The sequence below is a fragment of the Agromyces sp. NSFZ genome (genome assembly GCF_056156205.1).
In genome coordinates this window covers 894562-909003 of sequence record NZ_CM149585.1, presented here as the reverse complement: position 1 = coordinate 909003, position 14442 = coordinate 894562, and the positions used below count along the sequence as shown (strand labels likewise).

Genomic DNA, 14442 nt, shown 5'->3' with positions numbered 1-14442 from the left:
CCCGCCATGGGTGCCTTCGGGCCGCTCAGGCAGCGCGGATTCGCGCTGTACTTCGCGGGACAGGTCGCGTCGAACACCGGGACGTGGTTCCAGAACCTGGCGCTGCAGCTCGTCGTGCTCGAGTCCACCGGGAGCGCGCAGGCGCTGAGCGGCGTGACCGTGGCCCAGTTCCTCCCGCTCCTCGTGTTCGGCGTACCGGCCGGTCGGCTCGCCGACCGGATGCGTCCGCGCACGATCCTGCTGATCACCTCGACGCTCTCTGCCGCCGTCGCCGCAGCCCTCGCGCTCGTCGTCGCGGGTGACGAACCGAATCTCTGGCTGATCTTCGGGCTGATCGCGGCGCTCGGCACCGTTCAGTCCTTCGATCGGGTGGCCGCACAGGCGATCATCTTCGAGCTGGTGGGGCCGGCGACCCTGACGAGCGCCGTGTCGATCAGCACGATCGCCCTCGCGGCGGCCCGGTCGATCGGTCCGGGGCTTGCGGGGATCGCCTTCCAGGCCCTCGGCGCTCCGGCGTGCATGCTCATCAATGCCGCGTCCTTCCTGCTCGTCGGGATCTCGCTCCTCGCGATCCGCCCGAGCTCGATGCATCCGCGCCCCGCTCGTTCGGCGAGCGCACCCGTGCGATCCGTCGACTTCCTGCGGGACCGGTCGATCTCGACCCTGCTGATCGCGAACGTGATCATCGCCCTGCTCGCCCTGAACTTCGGCCTGGTGCTCACGGCGACCGTGAATCTCTCCTTCGGCGGGGACGCGACGAGCGTCGGTGCGGTGCACGCGTTGAACGCCCTCGGAGCGATCATCGGCGGATTCATCGCAGCGGCGCTCCCGCGGGTGACGGTGCGATCGCTCATCACCGCGACCTCGGCGTTGGGCACGGCGCTGCTGTTGAACGCTGCGGCGCCGACCCTGACGCTGTTCCTGCTCGCGGCGCCCCTCTTGGGCCTCGGCATCGGGTACTACCACGGCGTGCTCAACGCCGCGGCACAATCGTCGGCTCCACCGCACGCGATCGGTCGCCTGATGTCCCTCGTCACCCTGGGCAACTACGGGATGGCACCGTTCGGCGCACTGCTCATGGGCTGGGTCATCGACGCGTCTTCAGGGCGGGTGTCGCTGCTCGTCGGCGGGCTCGCAGCGCTGGCCTGCACACTACTGGTCGCGATCCGGGCCCCGAAGCACGACCCGGCGCGCCGCCGTCAGTCGCCGGAGCGTGAGTCGTCGGAACGTGAATCCTCGTCGAGAGCAGAATCGTCCTCGTGAGCGGTGGCGGCGGCGCGCATGCGCGCCCGAGCCAGCCTCGACGGGATCTGACGCGGACGGATCGACGATTCGCGTCGTGCGATCGCCGCCACCTCGGCCTCGTCATCGCCGAAGTACCCGCCCGCCAGCGCCTGCGCACTGCGGTCGAGGACCTCAGCCAGCGAGCCGCGCACCTCGCCGCCGAGCATCTCCGAAAGCCGATCCTCATGCGCGCGGAGTTCGGCGTGGCATTGGCCGAGGACGTCCCAACCCTGTTCGGTGAGCTGGACGAGCCGGACTCGCTTGTTGGACGGATGCGCGCCGCGCTCGACCAGCCCTGACTCGATCAATTCGTTCGAGACCGTGTGCGCGGCCTGCGCGCTGACGAAGGTTCGCCGCGCGAGCTGCGCATTCGACAGCGGCACGCCTTCACCGAGCACTTGCAGCACCAGGAACTGCGACAACGTCACCCCGTGCGCGAGTGCGGCATTCTCGGCGAAGCGGTTCAGCGCACGAGCGAGTCGGTACGCGCTGTAGTTCAGCCGCGCGGTCGCCGGTTCCCCGCGGGGGTCCGGCACGATGTCATCCACGTTGAGACCCTACCAATCCCCCGCGGAGTAAGCAGCGCGTGCAGGCCGATTCGGCCCCGACCTCAGGAGACCCCAGAAATGGGGCAGCGAATCGGCCGAGCCCGCGGCATCCTCCACCGCCCTCGACCCGGCCCTGCGTGCGCAACTCGAGACGGCGCTCGACGAGGGCTTCGCGGCATCCGGCATGCCCGGGGTCATCGTCGGGCTGTGGATCCCCGGCGAGGAGGAATGGGTCTCGATGCGGGGCGTTGCCGATGTCGAGACCGGGGAGCCGATGGGGCGCGACAACCAGCAGAAGATCGGCAGCATCACCAAGACGATCGTGGGATCGGTCATGCTGCAGGTGATCGGCGAGCCCGAGTTCGACGTCAGCCTCGACGACACCCTCGACCGGTGGTATCCCGAGTTCCCCGAAGCGTCGAACATCACGGTGCGGATGTTGCTGAACCACTCGAGTGGCACCGGCGAGGCCGGTCGAGCGCAGGTCGACCGCATCTGCAGCGCCCCGTACGCCATCCCGACGTCCGACGAACTCATTGCGGTCAGCGCGGCGACCCCGCGCGCCGATTTCGCTCCCGGCGAGGGATTCGAGTACGCCAACACGAACTACTACCTGCTCGGCGGCATCCTCGAGCAGGTCACCGGCGACGACCTCGCAACGCTCATCCACGACCGCATCACCGAACCGTTCGGCATGGAGCGCAGCAGGTTCGCCCCCGACGGGAAGGTCACTGCGCCGCTGACGCACGGCTACTCCAGCTTCTGCCCGGACCTCGGGGATCCGGCCGACACCGTCGAGTGGTCGAACGGCGAGAGCTGGGCGGGCGGCGGCATGGTGTCGACCCTTGACGACCTTCACCGTTGGGGCGAAGCCCTGGGCGAAGGCGCGGGTGTGACTCCCGAGCTGCAGGTCGCGCGCTATGCGGATCGCGCGGTGATCTCGGAAGAGACCGGATCCGCGTACGGCCTCGGTGCGGGTGTCGTGTACGACTCCGCAAACGACTGCGTCCTCAGCGTCTCGCACGCCGGAGCCGAACCCGGGTACGGCTCGAACGTCGCCTACTATCCGTCCACCGGCGCGGTCCTCGCGGTGCTCGGCAACGGCGACGGCGGAACGGGCGACGCCATCCGGGAAGTCTCGAAGGCGCTGAATCCGCTGCTTCGGCCGGTGCTGATGTCGCCGGCTGAGCCCTGTACCGCCCCGTGGGGCTGATGGTGACGGTCAATCCCCCAATGTCAGGGCGGCGTCACGGCCTGGGTGCGGCTGCCCAGACATCCTGCATGAGCCGAGGGGTGCGCCACTGCCCCACCATCGTGAACCACCTACCGGCGGGATACGCCAGGCGCACCACGAAGTAGTTCACGTACTCGATCACGCCGAACACCCACACCGCGAGCACGCCCAGCGCGGTCCCCACCGATCCGGGCCACCACACGATCACGCCGAGGAGTCCGGCCGCCAGGAGCGCGACGTCGACCAGGCGGAACACCCGGAACACGGCAGCGGATGCCGCAGGCATGGGTTCCCGCTCCACCCAACTGCGCGCGGCGATCCAGTACACGCCCGCCTGCACGAGGACGACGAGCAATGGCGTGAGCGCCGACCAGAGCGCCGCGAGATCCGTCGGGCCACCGAGGCGCGGACCCACGAACCAGATCGCAGCGCCGGCGAACACGACGGCGGCCGCCAGTTCGCCGACGCCGAGACTGAGGTACTTCCGCCGTAACGCCCGTCGCCCCCCTGCCATTCGGCCAGCGTACCGAGGGAGGCGTCGGCCGAGATCATGGCGGAGTTCAGTGGCAGCCATCGTCGGCCCGTTGACGCGGGGCGGGGGCGGGCGTAGACCTGAGGCATCCGAGAAGGAGGTGCCGCCATGGCGAAGGATCTCTTGGTCACCCTCGAAGACCGGCCCGGCGAGGGGGCTCGGCTCGGCGAGGCGCTGGGCAACGCAGGCATCAACATCGAAGGCCTCTGCGCCACCATGGAGGGCGGGACGGGCACCGTTCACATCCTCGTCGACGACGTCGCTGGAGCCAGGGCGGCGCTCGACGGCGCCGGCATCTCGGTGCAGGCGGAGACCGACGTGATCGTCACTCCCGTGCTCCCCGACCCCGACGTGGACACGCCGGGCCGGTTCGGCGCGATGGCACGCGCGCTCTCCGACGCCGGGATCAACATCACGCTCGTCTACATTGCGGCCAGGAACCGCGTCGTGCTCGCGACGAGCGACAACCAGCGGGCCACGCAGTTGCTGCAGTCGATGATGTAGCATCCGGAACCTGATGCCTCGATCCCGCAACCCATCCGCGGCGCACGCGGAGCCACGATGACGAGCAAGCCGGTCGTCTACGAGACCAAGCACCACATCGCGTTCTCCGAGCTCGATCCGTTCCAGCACGTGAGCACCGGCAACTACGCCCGGTACTTCACCGACCACCGCATGGAGGGGCTCGCCAAGTACGCCGGCTGGGACCTCCCGACGCTCGGCACGCTGGGCTTCATGACCTGGGTCCGCCGCATGGAGATCGACTTCATCAAGTCGGTCGGTGAGGGCCAGGAGATCACGATCACCTCGTTCGTTCGGGAGTTCCGAGGCCCCGACGCCTTCATCGAGTGCACGATGACGGATGCCTCGGGCACCACGGTCGCGACGTGCCTCATGATCGTGGCCCATGTCGACGCGCGGACGCGGCGCTCCACCGACTGGCCGCCTGAGCACGCCGCCCCGTTCTTCGAGACCGACGACTGACCGAGCGGCGCGAGGGAGACAACCCCGGCCGGGCCGTTCTGCGTGACGCGCCGGCAAGGTGTCTCAGTCTGCGTCATGTCGAAAGCGCCTCACGTCCCGCACATCTCACATGAGCCAGCGGCGAACTGTCGTGCCTTTGCTTCGCGCCGGATCAGTGCGGAGGTGCCATCGTCAGTCGCTCGTGTCACGATGGGGTGGTGACCGAGACGACGCTGTCCTGGGACATCGTGCCCATCGACAAGCCCGACGACGTGAATGTCGTGGTCGGGCAAGCCCACTTCATCAAGACGATCGACGACCTTCATGAGGCGCTGGTCGGCGTCAGCCCATCGCTCCGGTTCGGCGTGGCGTTCTGCGAGGCCTCGGGTGCGCGATTGGTGCGACGGTCCGGCAACGATCCCGAATTGGTCGAGCTGGCGACCGGCAACGCCTCGGCGATCGCGGCCGGGCACAGCTTCGTGATCCTGCTGCGCGAGGGGTTTCCGCTCAACGTGCTGAACCCCGTGAAGGCGGTGTCCGAGGTGTGCGCGATCTTCTGCGCCACGGCGAACCCGGTGGAGATCCTCGTCGCCGTCACGCCTCGAGGCCGCGGCGTGATCGGCGTGGTCGACGGAGAGCCGCCGCTCGGTGTCGAGACCGATGACGACGTCGCCGATCGACGCGCGCTGCTGCGGGCCATCGGCTACAAGCTCTGAGGGACACCGCACGCAGCGACCTAGACTCCACTCATGCCGCGCTCGACGATCACCGACCCGCACGCGCCCGAACCGGTGGGCCCGTACTCGCATGCCGCGCGGCACCCGGCCGGGCCGCTGTTCCTCTCGGGCCAGACCCCGATCGACCCGGCAACGGGCCGACTCGTCGACGGCGACGTGGATGCGCAGACCCGCCGAGTCTTCGCGAACCTGGAATCGGTGCTCACCGCCGCGGGCCGCACCTTCGACGACGTCGTCAAGGTGAACGTGTACCTCGTCGACATGGCCGACTTCGCGGCCATGAACCGGGTCTACGCGACGGTGTTCACCGCCCCGTATCCGGCGCGCACGACTGTTGCGGTGGCCGCGCTTCCCCTCGGCGCGCGGGTCGAGATCGAACTCGTCGCGTAGGCCGTCAGCAGCGGGCGCGCGCCAGCCATCGGCGAGCGCCCGTCACCCCGTGCCGAGCACCCCCGCCTCACGCTCGGCCCACGCCGCGAACGACGTCGCGGGCCGGCCGAGCACCCGCCGCACGCCGTCGCTGACGTACGCGTCGTCGCCCGACCGGATGCCGCCGAGCATCGCCATGCGCCAGGTGATGTAGCCCTCGGGCGTGCCGGCGGCGCGGAGCCGCTCGACGTGCCGGTCGGCCGACTCGTCGACGAACACGAACTCCCGCCCCGCCACCCGACCGAGTTCGGCGACCGCGTCGACGAAGTCGATCGCCTCGGGTCCCGAGACCTCCACGACCTCACCCTCGAACCGCGGACCGGTCAGCAGCGCCGCCGCGACCTCGGCGACGTCCTCGACGTCGACGAACGGCTCCGCGCCGTCGCCGACCGGCGCCACGACCGCGCCGCCGACCGGCACGAACATCGCCTCGGTGAAGTTCTGCGCGAAGTGCGAAGGGCGCACGATGTTCCACGCCACCGGTCCCTCGCGCAGGACCCGTTCGGCACGGTCGACCGCGCCGTCGGGCAGGAACTCGACGCCCCGCGCCGAGAGGAGCACCGCCCGATGCACGCCCGCGGCTTGCGCACGGGCGAGCAGGTCGCGCAGCAGCGGCGACCAGTCCGTCGCGGAGCCGGGACCGACCACGAAAGCCGCTTCCACCCCGGCGAGCGCGGCGTCGTACGTCTCGGGGTCGCGCCAGTCGAAGCGGATGTCACCGCCACTGCGGCTCGCGACGCGAACGCGGTGCCCGCGAGCGCGGAGTGCACGCGCGAGCCGAGTGCCGACCTTGCCGGTGCCGCCGATCAGCAGCACGAGCCGGCCCTCGCCGGACTCGTCGGCGGGCCGTTCCATGGGATTCTCCTTCGTCTGCACGCGTTGGCGGGTCATCCGATGCCCTGCAGCACCGTGGTCATCTGCCAGTCGACGGTGCCGTGGTCGATGGCGGCGTGCACGGGCGAATCCCCCATTTCGCCCGTGATGCCCGCGGCGCCGCGCTCGGCGTGTTCGAGGCTGTCGTACGCCACGATGTCGACCACCGTGCCGTCGTCGCGCTCGACGATGCGTCGCCAGAGGAACCCGGGCTGACGCTGGAGGTACTCGTTGATGTCGGCGTTCGCGGCGACGAAGTCGGCGGCGGTCAGTCCCGGAGCGGGGCGGAGGGTGGTGATCTCGAGGATCTCGGACATGTCGTTCCTTTCAGTGGACTTCCGTCAGTGGACTGCTGCACGACGGGACTCACCCCGGTGGGGAGGACGCGCGACGAGCCGGCGCGTCGTCGCCGGGACGAATGGAGCCTGGCTCAGGGATGCGCCTGCAGGCGTGCGTAGTGGCGACGCGCCTTCGCACGGTTGCCGCAGGTCTCCATCGAGTGCCAGAGCCGGCGATTGGCGCGGCTCGTGTCGATGAAGAAGTGCTGGCAGTCGGATGCCGCGCACGGCCGGATGCGGGTGCCCTGCGGGCTCTGCAGGTCGGCCCACTCGAGCATCGCCCGCGCACCGACGCCGTGCTCGGGATCGACGTCGTCGCGCCAGTCGACGCCGCCGGGGCCGAACGCCGGCCGTCGCGTGATCGACGCCGTCCACGGTTCGAGGGTCTCGATGGGAGCCTCACCGCGCAGGAACCGCCGCAGCGGCTGGCGCACGGCTCGCGCGTCTGCGATCTCGCGGGCGTCCCCCGTGCCGCCGTGGGCGATGAGCCAGGCGGACGCCTCGGCATCGGTCTCGAGTTCGTCCTCGACGTGATCCTCGAACTCGAGCCGCGAGTTCACGAGGTCGAGCAGCAGCGAGGGCGCTTCCCGTGGGGGGTCGGTCACCGACATCCGCTCACCTCCGCGGCTCGTGCTGTTCATGCTAACCCCCAGGAATATTCGGATGACGGCTGGTGCTGCACTGGACAACGACCTAACCTCTTCGAACATTCCATCCGGTTAGGCAATCAACACGAAGGAGCCGGCACCATGCCGTACATCACCGTCGGAACCGAGAACTCGGGCGACATCGACCTCTACTACGAGGACCACGGCACGGGGCAGCCCGTCGTGCTGATCCACGGCTACCCGCTCAGCGGCGAATCGTGGGAGAAGCAGTCCGCGGCCCTGCTCGACGCGGGATACCGCGTGATCACGTACGACCGCCGTGGATTCGGCCGCTCGTCGAAGCCGACCGTCGGCTACGACTACGACACCTTCGCCGCCGACCTCGCGACCGTGCTCGACACGCTCGACGTGCGCGACGCGATCCTCGTCGGCTTCTCGATGGGCACCGGCGAGGTCGGGCGCTACCTCGGCACGCACGGGAGCGGGCGCGTCGCCAAGGCCGCGTTCCTCGCCTCGCTCGAGCCGTACCTGCTGCGCACCGACGACAACCCCACGGGCGTTCCGGGTGAGGTCTTCGCCGGCATCGAGCAGGCCGCGACATCCGACCGCTACGCCTGGTTCGACCAGTTCTTCCAGGACTTCTACAACCTCGACGAGAACCTCGGCACCCGCATCGGCGAGGCGGCGGTGCGCGCGAGCTGGAACACCGCGGCCTCGAGCGGATGGTTCGCCTCCTCCGCCGTCGTGCAGTCGTGGCTGACCGACTTCCGTGGGGACATCGAGAAGGTCGACGTGCCGACGCTGATCGTGCACGGCACCGCCGACCGGATCCTGCCGATCGACGCGACCGCGCGCGAGTTCGTCAAGCGCCTGCCGTCGGCCGACTACATCGAGATCGAGGGCGCGCCGCACGGCATGCTCTGGACCCACGCCGATGAGGTCACCCGCGCGCTGCTCGCCTTCGTGCAGAAGTAGCGCGACGCTCGACCGTCGCCGCAACGTCGCAACTCAGCCGTGGGGCCCGGGCGGTTGCCCGGGCCCCACGGCGATCTCGCCTGCTGCTCGCACGCGGCCGGGTCATGCGCCGATCAGGTGCCCAGCCTGCTCCGCCACGAGCACGACCGCGAGCACGATCATCGCCCCGCCCGAGATGCGCGACACGAGGCGCATCGCCGACGGCCGCAGGCGCAGCACGGTGCGGGCGCCGTAGCCGACGACGGAGTAGACCAGCGCGCAGGCAGCGACGAAGATCAGGCCGAGCACCGCCAGTTGCACCGGGATCGGCCACGCGCCCGCGGCATCCGTGAACTGCGGCAGCAGCACCACGAGCACCAGCAGCCCCTTCGGGTTCAGCCCGCTCACCCCGGCACCCTGCAGCATCCGCATCCACGGACGAGGCGGTCGAGCGGATGCCTCGTGCGGCGCGCCGCCGGCGTCGACCAGCGCGCCCGTGGTCGGTGCGACCGCCGCGACCGGCCCGCCGACGGCGACCGGCGCGACAGCAGCGGCCGGCGCGACCGCCGCGACCACGGGCGGGTCGCGCAGCACGCGCACGCCGAGGTAGGTGAGGTAGATCGCGGCCGCGAACGTCAGCGCGATGATGAACCAGGGCACCGCCGCGACGGCCGCGCCGACGCCGACCGCCACTGCCGCGACGGTGGCGAGGTAGCCGATGAGGATCCCCGCGAGCGACGGCAGGATGCTCCGCTCGCGCATGCCCGTGGCGATGAGGTACGCCCAGTCGGGGCCGGGCAGCAGCACCATGAGCACCATCATCACCGAGCACGCGAGCAGCAGTTGGGCGTCCACGGCACTCCTCCTTCGTCTTCTGGCTTGTCGTCTTCCGGCTTGTGATCTTCCGGCTTGTCGTCTTCCGGCTTGTGAGCCTGAACAGAACGCTACGGAGGTCGCGATGGAAGTCGCTGCCCAGTTTCGCCGCCCTAGGAGGCATCCGTGGAAGAATCCTCCCCATGGACGCCATCGATCGGAGAATCCTTGCCGAGCTCCAGCGCGACGGCCGACTGAGCCTGACCGAGCTCGCGGAGCGCGTGAACCTCAGCATGTCGCCGACGCACCGCCGGCTGCGCGCACTCGAGGCATCCGGAGCCATCACCGGCTACCGCGCCGTCATCGATGCCGATGTCGTCGGCATGGGGTTCGGGGCGCTCGTCTTCGTGACCATGGCGCAGGCCAATCGCGACACCGTGCCGGCGTTCGACGCCGCGGTCGCCGAGATCCCCGAGGTCATCCAGGCGCTGCGCCTGTTCGGCGACCCCGATTACCTGCTGCGGGTCGCCGTTCCCGATCTTCGCGCGTACGAGAAGCTCTGGGACGAGCGGCTGTCGGCGCTGCCGGGCGTCGCTCGGGTGCAGTCGACGCTCGTCATGAAGACCGTGGTCGACGATCGTCCACTGCCGCTGTGAAACTGAGTCCGCCTCAGGGACTGCACCCCGTGGATCTCCGTGGAGCGCACGGATGTCGCGGCCGCACGTGGCGCGTAGCTTCGCGCCCATGAACGTTGAAACCGAAGAGGCACCTGCTGTCGTGGCGTCCACATCGAAACCCACTCGGCTCGACCGGATCCCGCTCTGGGCCCGCATCGCGGTGCCCGTGCTCGTCGTCGCGGGCGGCGCGGCGGTGGTGGGCGGCGTCATGGCCGCCGGATCGCCGGAGCCGGCCACCGCAGAGTCCCTGTGCCGGTCCGCTGCAGAGGTTCGGCTCGAGGCGCGCGGGCGCACCGACATCGACCTCTCCCGATCGTTCGAGGTCACCGCGGTCGACGACGCACAACGCGTCTCCGGCACCGTCAGCTTCGTCGACGACTCCGGCACCGCGCGGCATGCCGCCGTTCGATGCGTCATCCGGACCGACGGCGACACGATGCAGGTGCGGAGCGTGCGCTTCTCCCAGTAGTGGGTGCGCGGGCGCCTGCATCGATTCTCCACACGTGGAATGGCTGATCATGGTTGATTTCGCCGCGGGTTGAATGTCGGTGGGTGGGTGCAGGATCGAAGCATGCAACAACCCCCACCGCCACCTCCGCCACCGCAGCCGCAGCCGCTGGCGCAGCCGTTGGCGTTGGTCGCGCTCGAGCGCGATCTCGCGGCGCTGACCGAGGTGTGGGCGGGTGCGATGCCAGCGTGGGGTGCCGTCCATGGGCGCGCGCAGGTCGAGGTCGAGCAACTGAGCGACACCGGCCTCATGCACGTCGCCGACGCGCTCGCGAAGGTGCGCCGCGACACCGACGCCCTCCTCGCCCGAGTCGCGGCCGAGGTGACCAAGCGTTCCGGGTCGGAGTTCGGTGACACCGGGCTCGCGAAGACGCATGGGTTCCACAACCCGGTACGCCTGATCGCGGCATCCACCGGGTCGTCCCGCGCCGACGCGCAACGACTGATCACCGTCGGCACCGCCACCGCCGGGCGCCAGACCTTCACCGGTGAACGACAGCCGTCCCGGCACCCGCACGTCGCCGCCGCCCTGGAAGCCGCGACGATCGGTATCGACGCTGCCGCGGCGATCACGGCGATGCTCGACCGGGCCGCGATGCACGCCGACCCGGGTCGGGTCGACGTCGTCGAAGCCGCGCTCGTCGACCTCGCCGCGCACGTCCCCCTCGAGACCCTGCTCCGCGGGGTCCGCGAGGCCGAAGCACGCCTCGGTCCCGACGGCGTCGAACCCCGCGAAGACGAACTCCGGCAGGAGCGGTCGCTGACGATCCGTGAAGACGGCCGCGGCCTGGTGCACCTGCACGCCCGCCTCGACCCCGAAACCGCCGCCCCGATCAAGACCGCGATCGAAGCGCTCGTCACCGACGTGCTCCGCCGACGCGAACCCGGCGACCGCGCGCCCGCCGACGGCATGCCGATCACTGACCACACCGACGGCGACCCCGGCACCAACGCGGTCGTGGACGACCGGCGCTCGATCCCGCAGCTCCAGGCCGACGCGCTCCAAACGCCACGACTCGGCGGCCGAACACGATTCCAACTCCACGACAGCCAGGCCGCGTGACATCGATGCGGTGCGCCCGCCGGCGGCGCGACCGAACCTGATGCGGTGCGCCCGCCGGCAGCGCCACCGAACCCTCGCGTGCGGGTGTGTACGTCTCTGCGGCGACATGCTCCTCGAGGCGGCATCCCGGCGATGGTCGCGGCAGGCGGCTGGGCGCGGTAGCGTTCGGCTTGTCGCCGGAGCGACTCGTTGACACCGGGGGGGAGTTCGACGTGTACTTGCCGCGCATCGCCGAAGTGGAGCAGCGCGTCTCGACCGGAGCGCTACCCGGTTGGGAGCGCGTCGACGAGCTGGTGATCGAGGCACACGAGTACGCCCGCGCCGAGTCATCCGGCCTCGTCGCCGCTTACATCCCGATCCTCGCCGAAGCGGATCCCGAGTGGTTCGGCGTCAGTGTCGTCGAGGTCGACGGCGGTGTGCATACGGCGGGCGAGGCATCCGTCGAGTTCTCGATCCAGTCCATCTCGAAGGCGTTCGTCTACGCCCTCGTGTCCGACGCGATCGGCCATGAGGCGCTCCTCGAACGCGTCGGCGTGAACAACACCGGGCTTGCGTTCAACTCCGTCGTCGCCATCGAACTGAACGATGGGCATCCGATGAATCCGATGGTCAACGCCGGAGCGCTCGCGACCACCGCGCTGGTACCGGGCGGCTCGCCCGGCGAGCAGTGGGAGGCCATTCGAGTCGGCCTGTCGGAGTTCGCCGGGCACGACCTCGTCGTCGACGAGGAGGTCTACCGTTCGGAGGCCGCCACCAACCAGCGGAACCGGGCCATCGGGGGTCTGCTCGAGAGTTACGGTCGGATCGACGCCGATCCGCTCGAGGTCGTCGACGTGTACACCCGGCAGTGCGCCCTGCGGGTGTCGGCCGTCGACCTCGCTGTCATGGGGGCGACCCTCGCCGACGGCGGCGTCAATCCGGTCACCGGCCGCCGGGTCGTCTCAGCGGCGGTGTGCCGGGACGTCCTCGCGGTGCTCGCGGCCAACGGGCTCTACGAGCGATCGGGCGAGTGGCTGTTCGAGATCGGACTGCCCGGCAAGTCGGGCGTCGCCGGCGGCATCGTGACCGTCTCGCCCGGCAAGGCCGGGATCGGGGTCTTCTCGCCGCGGCTCGACACCGCCGGCAACAGCGTGCGCGGCCAGCTCGCGACGGCGCACCTCTCGCGAGCGCTCGGCCTCAATGTCTTCGCTTCGGACGTGCACGCATCGACGGGCCGAACCACGCGGCACCTGGACGAAAGGAGCGCATCGTGACCACTGAGACCTCCATCGCGACCGAGACCACGGAACGGACCTCCTGGCTGCCCATGGTCGGGTTGTTCCTTGCCCAAGTGCTCATGTCGTTCAACGTCGCGGCACTGCCCGTGTCGCTCGGCGGCATCGTCGACGAACTGGAGGTGCCGCCGACGGTCGCCAGCACGACGATCGTCGTCTACGGCCTTTCGGTCGCAGCCCTCGTCATGGTCGGCGCGAAGTTCGGCCAGCGCGTGGGGTGGGTCCGGATCTTCCGGGTCGTGGTCGCCGTCTTCGCCGTGTCATCGGTCATGATGCTCTTCGGTCCGTCGATCGGATGGCTCATCGCTGCACAAGTCCTGGCCGGGGCATCCGCCGCCATCATCGTGCCGTCGCTCGTCGCATTGATCGCCGAGAACTACCACGGCCGCCAGCAGGCCACCGCCATCGGATCACTCGGCTCCGCGCGTGCCATCTCGGGCGTCAGCGCGTTCCTCATCGGCGGTGCGCTCGGCACCCTCGTCGGGTGGCGGCCCGTGTTCGCCGTCGTGCTGGTGGTCGCGCTCGCGGTGCTCGGCTTCAGCTTCACGCTTCGCAAGGACCAGCCCGACCGCAGCGTGCGGATCGACCTCGTCGCCGCACTGCTCATCGGCGCGGGCATCGTGTCGCTGACCCTGGGATTCAACAACCTCAACGCCTGGGGCATCCTCTCCGCGAGGGACGCGGCGCCCTTCGACATCGCCGGGCTCTCGCCGGCCCCGCTGCTCATCGTGCTCGGGATCGTGCTCGGCCAGGCGTTCTTCTTCTGGACGCGTCGGCGCGAGCGTGGCGGGAAGGTGCCGCTCGTGAGCCTGTCGATCCTGCGGCGGCCGAGCGAGCGCGCCGCGGTCTACGCCATGTTCATCGTGGTCGCGCTCGAAGCCGCACTCAACTTCACGGTGCCGCTGTACATCCAGATCGTGCAGGGACGGACCCCGTTCGACACCGCGATCGCCATGATGCCGTTCAACCTCACGGTGTTCTTCACGGCGCTGCTCGTGGTGCGCTTCTACTCGCGGTTCAGTTCGCGCACGATCGGCGTGGCGTCGTTCATCCTCACCACGGTCGCGCTCGCATGGCTCGCGCTCGTCGTCACGAACAACTGGGAGACCGTGCCCACGATCGTCGGCCTCATCGTCTTCGGCATCGGGCAGGGTGCGCTCGTCACCCTCGTGTTCAACGTGCTCGTGACGGCCGCACCCAAGCGACTCGCCGGCGACGTGGGATCGATCCGCGGCACGACCCAGAATCTCGCCTCGGGTGTCGGCACCGCCGTCGCCGGCGCGCTGCTCGTGACCCTGCTGTCCATCAACATCGGGCGTGCCGTGACCGAGAACCTCTACCTCCCGCCGGAGCTCGCCGATAAGGTCAGCCTGCAGGAGGCGAACTTCGTCAGCAACGACCAGCTCGAGGAGATCCTGGCCGACACCGAGGCCACACCGTCGCAGGTCGACGAGTTCGTCGCCATCAACACCGACGCGCGACTGCTCACCCTCAAGACCGGCCTGCTCATCCTCGCGGGCGTGAGTGCGATCGCGATCTTCCCCGCGAGTCGGTTGCCGCGCTATCGGCCCGACGAGATCCCCGACCCGTCGCCGGAGGAGGACTGAG

The 14442-nt window shown here is 69.8% G+C and carries 18 protein-coding genes; 12 read left to right on the top strand and 6 right to left on the bottom strand.

Annotation, left to right across the window (positions count from 1 at the left end; genetic code table 11):
• Positions 1-6 precede the first annotated feature (6 nt).
• On the top strand, positions 7-1263 hold the full coding sequence (locus ACVFI9_RS04395) for an MFS transporter (RefSeq protein WP_474764828.1): 1257 nt from the start codon (positions 7-9) through the stop codon (positions 1261-1263).
• Here ACVFI9_RS04395 and ACVFI9_RS04390 read toward each other — a convergent pair.
• The gene (locus tag ACVFI9_RS04390) at positions 1200-1832 is read right to left on the bottom strand and encodes a MarR family winged helix-turn-helix transcriptional regulator (RefSeq protein ID WP_474764827.1); all 633 of its coding nucleotides are present in this window, start codon (positions 1830-1832) and stop codon (positions 1200-1202) included. The two genes, ACVFI9_RS04395 and ACVFI9_RS04390, sit on opposite strands and share 64 nt — an antisense overlap.
• A gap of 184 nt (positions 1833-2016) precedes the next feature.
• Here ACVFI9_RS04390 and ACVFI9_RS04385 point away from each other — a divergent pair, with 184 nt between their 5' ends.
• The gene (locus tag ACVFI9_RS04385; protein WP_474764826.1) at positions 2017-3045 is read left to right on the top strand and encodes a serine hydrolase domain-containing protein; all 1029 of its coding nucleotides are present in this window, start codon (positions 2017-2019) and stop codon (positions 3043-3045) included.
• Between the two features lie 34 nt (positions 3046-3079).
• Here the strand turns inward: ACVFI9_RS04385 and ACVFI9_RS04380 are convergent, their stop codons facing one another.
• Positions 3080-3580 (bottom strand): hypothetical protein, encoded by a 501-nt coding sequence (locus ACVFI9_RS04380; protein ID WP_474764825.1) that lies wholly within the window; start codon positions 3578-3580, stop codon positions 3080-3082.
• A 126-nt stretch (positions 3581-3706) separates the two neighbouring features.
• Here ACVFI9_RS04380 and ACVFI9_RS04375 point away from each other — a divergent pair, with 126 nt between their 5' ends.
• The 4 genes from ACVFI9_RS04375 to ACVFI9_RS04360 all read left to right on the top strand — a co-directional run bounded on the left by ACVFI9_RS04375 (position 3707) and on the right by ACVFI9_RS04360 (position 5688).
• Positions 3707-4102, top strand: coding sequence for a hypothetical protein (locus tag ACVFI9_RS04375; RefSeq protein WP_474764824.1), 396 nt, complete (start codon positions 3707-3709; stop codon positions 4100-4102).
• Between the two features lie 57 nt (positions 4103-4159).
• Positions 4160-4582: an acyl-CoA thioesterase gene (locus ACVFI9_RS04370; protein ID WP_474764823.1), complete on the top strand. Its 423-nt coding sequence runs from the start codon at positions 4160-4162 to the stop codon at positions 4580-4582.
• A gap of 197 nt (positions 4583-4779) precedes the next feature.
• Complete coding sequence (locus tag ACVFI9_RS04365; protein WP_474764822.1) at positions 4780-5277, top strand: adenosine-specific kinase; 498 nt, start codon at positions 4780-4782, stop codon at positions 5275-5277.
• Between the two features lie 33 nt (positions 5278-5310).
• Complete coding sequence (locus ACVFI9_RS04360; protein ID WP_474764821.1) at positions 5311-5688, top strand: RidA family protein; 378 nt, start codon at positions 5311-5313, stop codon at positions 5686-5688.
• A 42-nt stretch (positions 5689-5730) separates the two neighbouring features.
• Here ACVFI9_RS04360 and ACVFI9_RS04355 read toward each other — a convergent pair whose 3' ends face one another.
• The 3 genes from ACVFI9_RS04355 to ACVFI9_RS04345 form a co-directional block, all read right to left on the bottom strand.
• On the bottom strand, positions 5731-6582 hold the full coding sequence (locus tag ACVFI9_RS04355; RefSeq protein ID WP_474764820.1) for an NAD(P)H-binding protein: 852 nt from the start codon (positions 6580-6582) through the stop codon (positions 5731-5733).
• Between the two features lie 32 nt (positions 6583-6614).
• The gene (locus ACVFI9_RS04350; RefSeq protein WP_474764819.1) at positions 6615-6917 is read right to left on the bottom strand and encodes a hypothetical protein; all 303 of its coding nucleotides are present in this window, start codon (positions 6915-6917) and stop codon (positions 6615-6617) included.
• Positions 6918-7030: 113 nt separating this feature from the next.
• On the bottom strand, positions 7031-7579 hold the full coding sequence (locus tag ACVFI9_RS04345) for a CGNR zinc finger domain-containing protein (protein ID WP_474764818.1): 549 nt from the start codon (positions 7577-7579) through the stop codon (positions 7031-7033).
• Between the two features lie 108 nt (positions 7580-7687).
• On the opposite strand from ACVFI9_RS04345, the gene ACVFI9_RS04340 reads away from it, so the two are divergent.
• Entirely contained in the window at positions 7688-8521 is an 834-nt protein-coding gene (locus tag ACVFI9_RS04340; protein WP_474764817.1) for an alpha/beta fold hydrolase, read from the top strand.
• A 102-nt stretch (positions 8522-8623) separates the two neighbouring features.
• On the opposite strand, the gene ACVFI9_RS04335 is transcribed toward ACVFI9_RS04340, so the two are convergent.
• A complete protein-coding gene (locus tag ACVFI9_RS04335; protein WP_474764816.1) occupies positions 8624-9355 on the bottom strand; it encodes a LysE family translocator in 732 nt (243 codons plus the stop codon).
• Positions 9356-9516: 161 nt separating this feature from the next.
• Here ACVFI9_RS04335 and ACVFI9_RS04330 point away from each other — a divergent pair, with 161 nt between their 5' ends.
• The 5 genes from ACVFI9_RS04330 to ACVFI9_RS04310 all read left to right on the top strand — a co-directional run bounded on the left by ACVFI9_RS04330 (position 9517) and on the right by ACVFI9_RS04310 (position 14441).
• Entirely contained in the window at positions 9517-9969 is a 453-nt protein-coding gene (locus ACVFI9_RS04330; protein WP_474764815.1) for an Lrp/AsnC family transcriptional regulator, read from the top strand.
• An 88-nt stretch (positions 9970-10057) separates the two neighbouring features.
• Entirely contained in the window at positions 10058-10459 is a 402-nt protein-coding gene (locus tag ACVFI9_RS04325) for a hypothetical protein (protein ID WP_474764814.1), read from the top strand.
• Positions 10460-10561: 102 nt separating this feature from the next.
• On the top strand, positions 10562-11560 hold the full coding sequence (locus ACVFI9_RS04320) for a DUF222 domain-containing protein (RefSeq protein ID WP_474764813.1): 999 nt from the start codon (positions 10562-10564) through the stop codon (positions 11558-11560).
• Between the two features lie 212 nt (positions 11561-11772).
• Positions 11773-12813: a glutaminase A gene (gene glsA / locus ACVFI9_RS04315; RefSeq protein ID WP_474764812.1), complete on the top strand. Its 1041-nt coding sequence runs from the start codon at positions 11773-11775 to the stop codon at positions 12811-12813.
• Positions 12810-14441, top strand: a complete 1632-nt coding sequence (locus ACVFI9_RS04310; RefSeq protein WP_474764811.1) for an MFS transporter — start codon at positions 12810-12812, stop codon at positions 14439-14441. Before glsA ends, ACVFI9_RS04310 begins: the two co-directional genes overlap by 4 nt.
• Position 14442: the final 1 nt, after the last annotated feature.

Coding starts and splice junctions, on each gene's coding strand:
- ACVFI9_RS04360 (WP_474764821.1), top strand. CDS start 5,311: ATGCCGCGCTCGACGATCACCGACCCGCACGCGCCCGAACCGGTGGGC.
- ACVFI9_RS04350 (WP_474764819.1), bottom strand. CDS start 6,917: ATGTCCGAGATCCTCGAGATCACCACCCTCCGCCCCGCTCCGGGACTG.
- ACVFI9_RS04325 (WP_474764814.1), top strand. CDS start 10,058: ATGAACGTTGAAACCGAAGAGGCACCTGCTGTCGTGGCGTCCACATCG.
- ACVFI9_RS04330 (WP_474764815.1), top strand. CDS start 9,517: ATGGACGCCATCGATCGGAGAATCCTTGCCGAGCTCCAGCGCGACGGC.
- ACVFI9_RS04375 (WP_474764824.1), top strand. CDS start 3,707: ATGGCGAAGGATCTCTTGGTCACCCTCGAAGACCGGCCCGGCGAGGGG.
- ACVFI9_RS04395 (WP_474764828.1), top strand. CDS start 7: ATGGGTGCCTTCGGGCCGCTCAGGCAGCGCGGATTCGCGCTGTACTTC.
- ACVFI9_RS04370 (WP_474764823.1), top strand. CDS start 4,160: ATGACGAGCAAGCCGGTCGTCTACGAGACCAAGCACCACATCGCGTTC.
- ACVFI9_RS04340 (WP_474764817.1), top strand. CDS start 7,688: ATGCCGTACATCACCGTCGGAACCGAGAACTCGGGCGACATCGACCTC.
- ACVFI9_RS04385 (WP_474764826.1), top strand. CDS start 2,017: ATGCCCGGGGTCATCGTCGGGCTGTGGATCCCCGGCGAGGAGGAATGG.
- ACVFI9_RS04380 (WP_474764825.1), bottom strand. CDS start 3,580: ATGGCAGGGGGGCGACGGGCGTTACGGCGGAAGTACCTCAGTCTCGGC.
- ACVFI9_RS04320 (WP_474764813.1), top strand. CDS start 10,562: ATGCAACAACCCCCACCGCCACCTCCGCCACCGCAGCCGCAGCCGCTG.
- ACVFI9_RS04345 (WP_474764818.1), bottom strand. CDS start 7,579: ATGAACAGCACGAGCCGCGGAGGTGAGCGGATGTCGGTGACCGACCCC.
- ACVFI9_RS04355 (WP_474764820.1), bottom strand. CDS start 6,582: ATGGAACGGCCCGCCGACGAGTCCGGCGAGGGCCGGCTCGTGCTGCTG.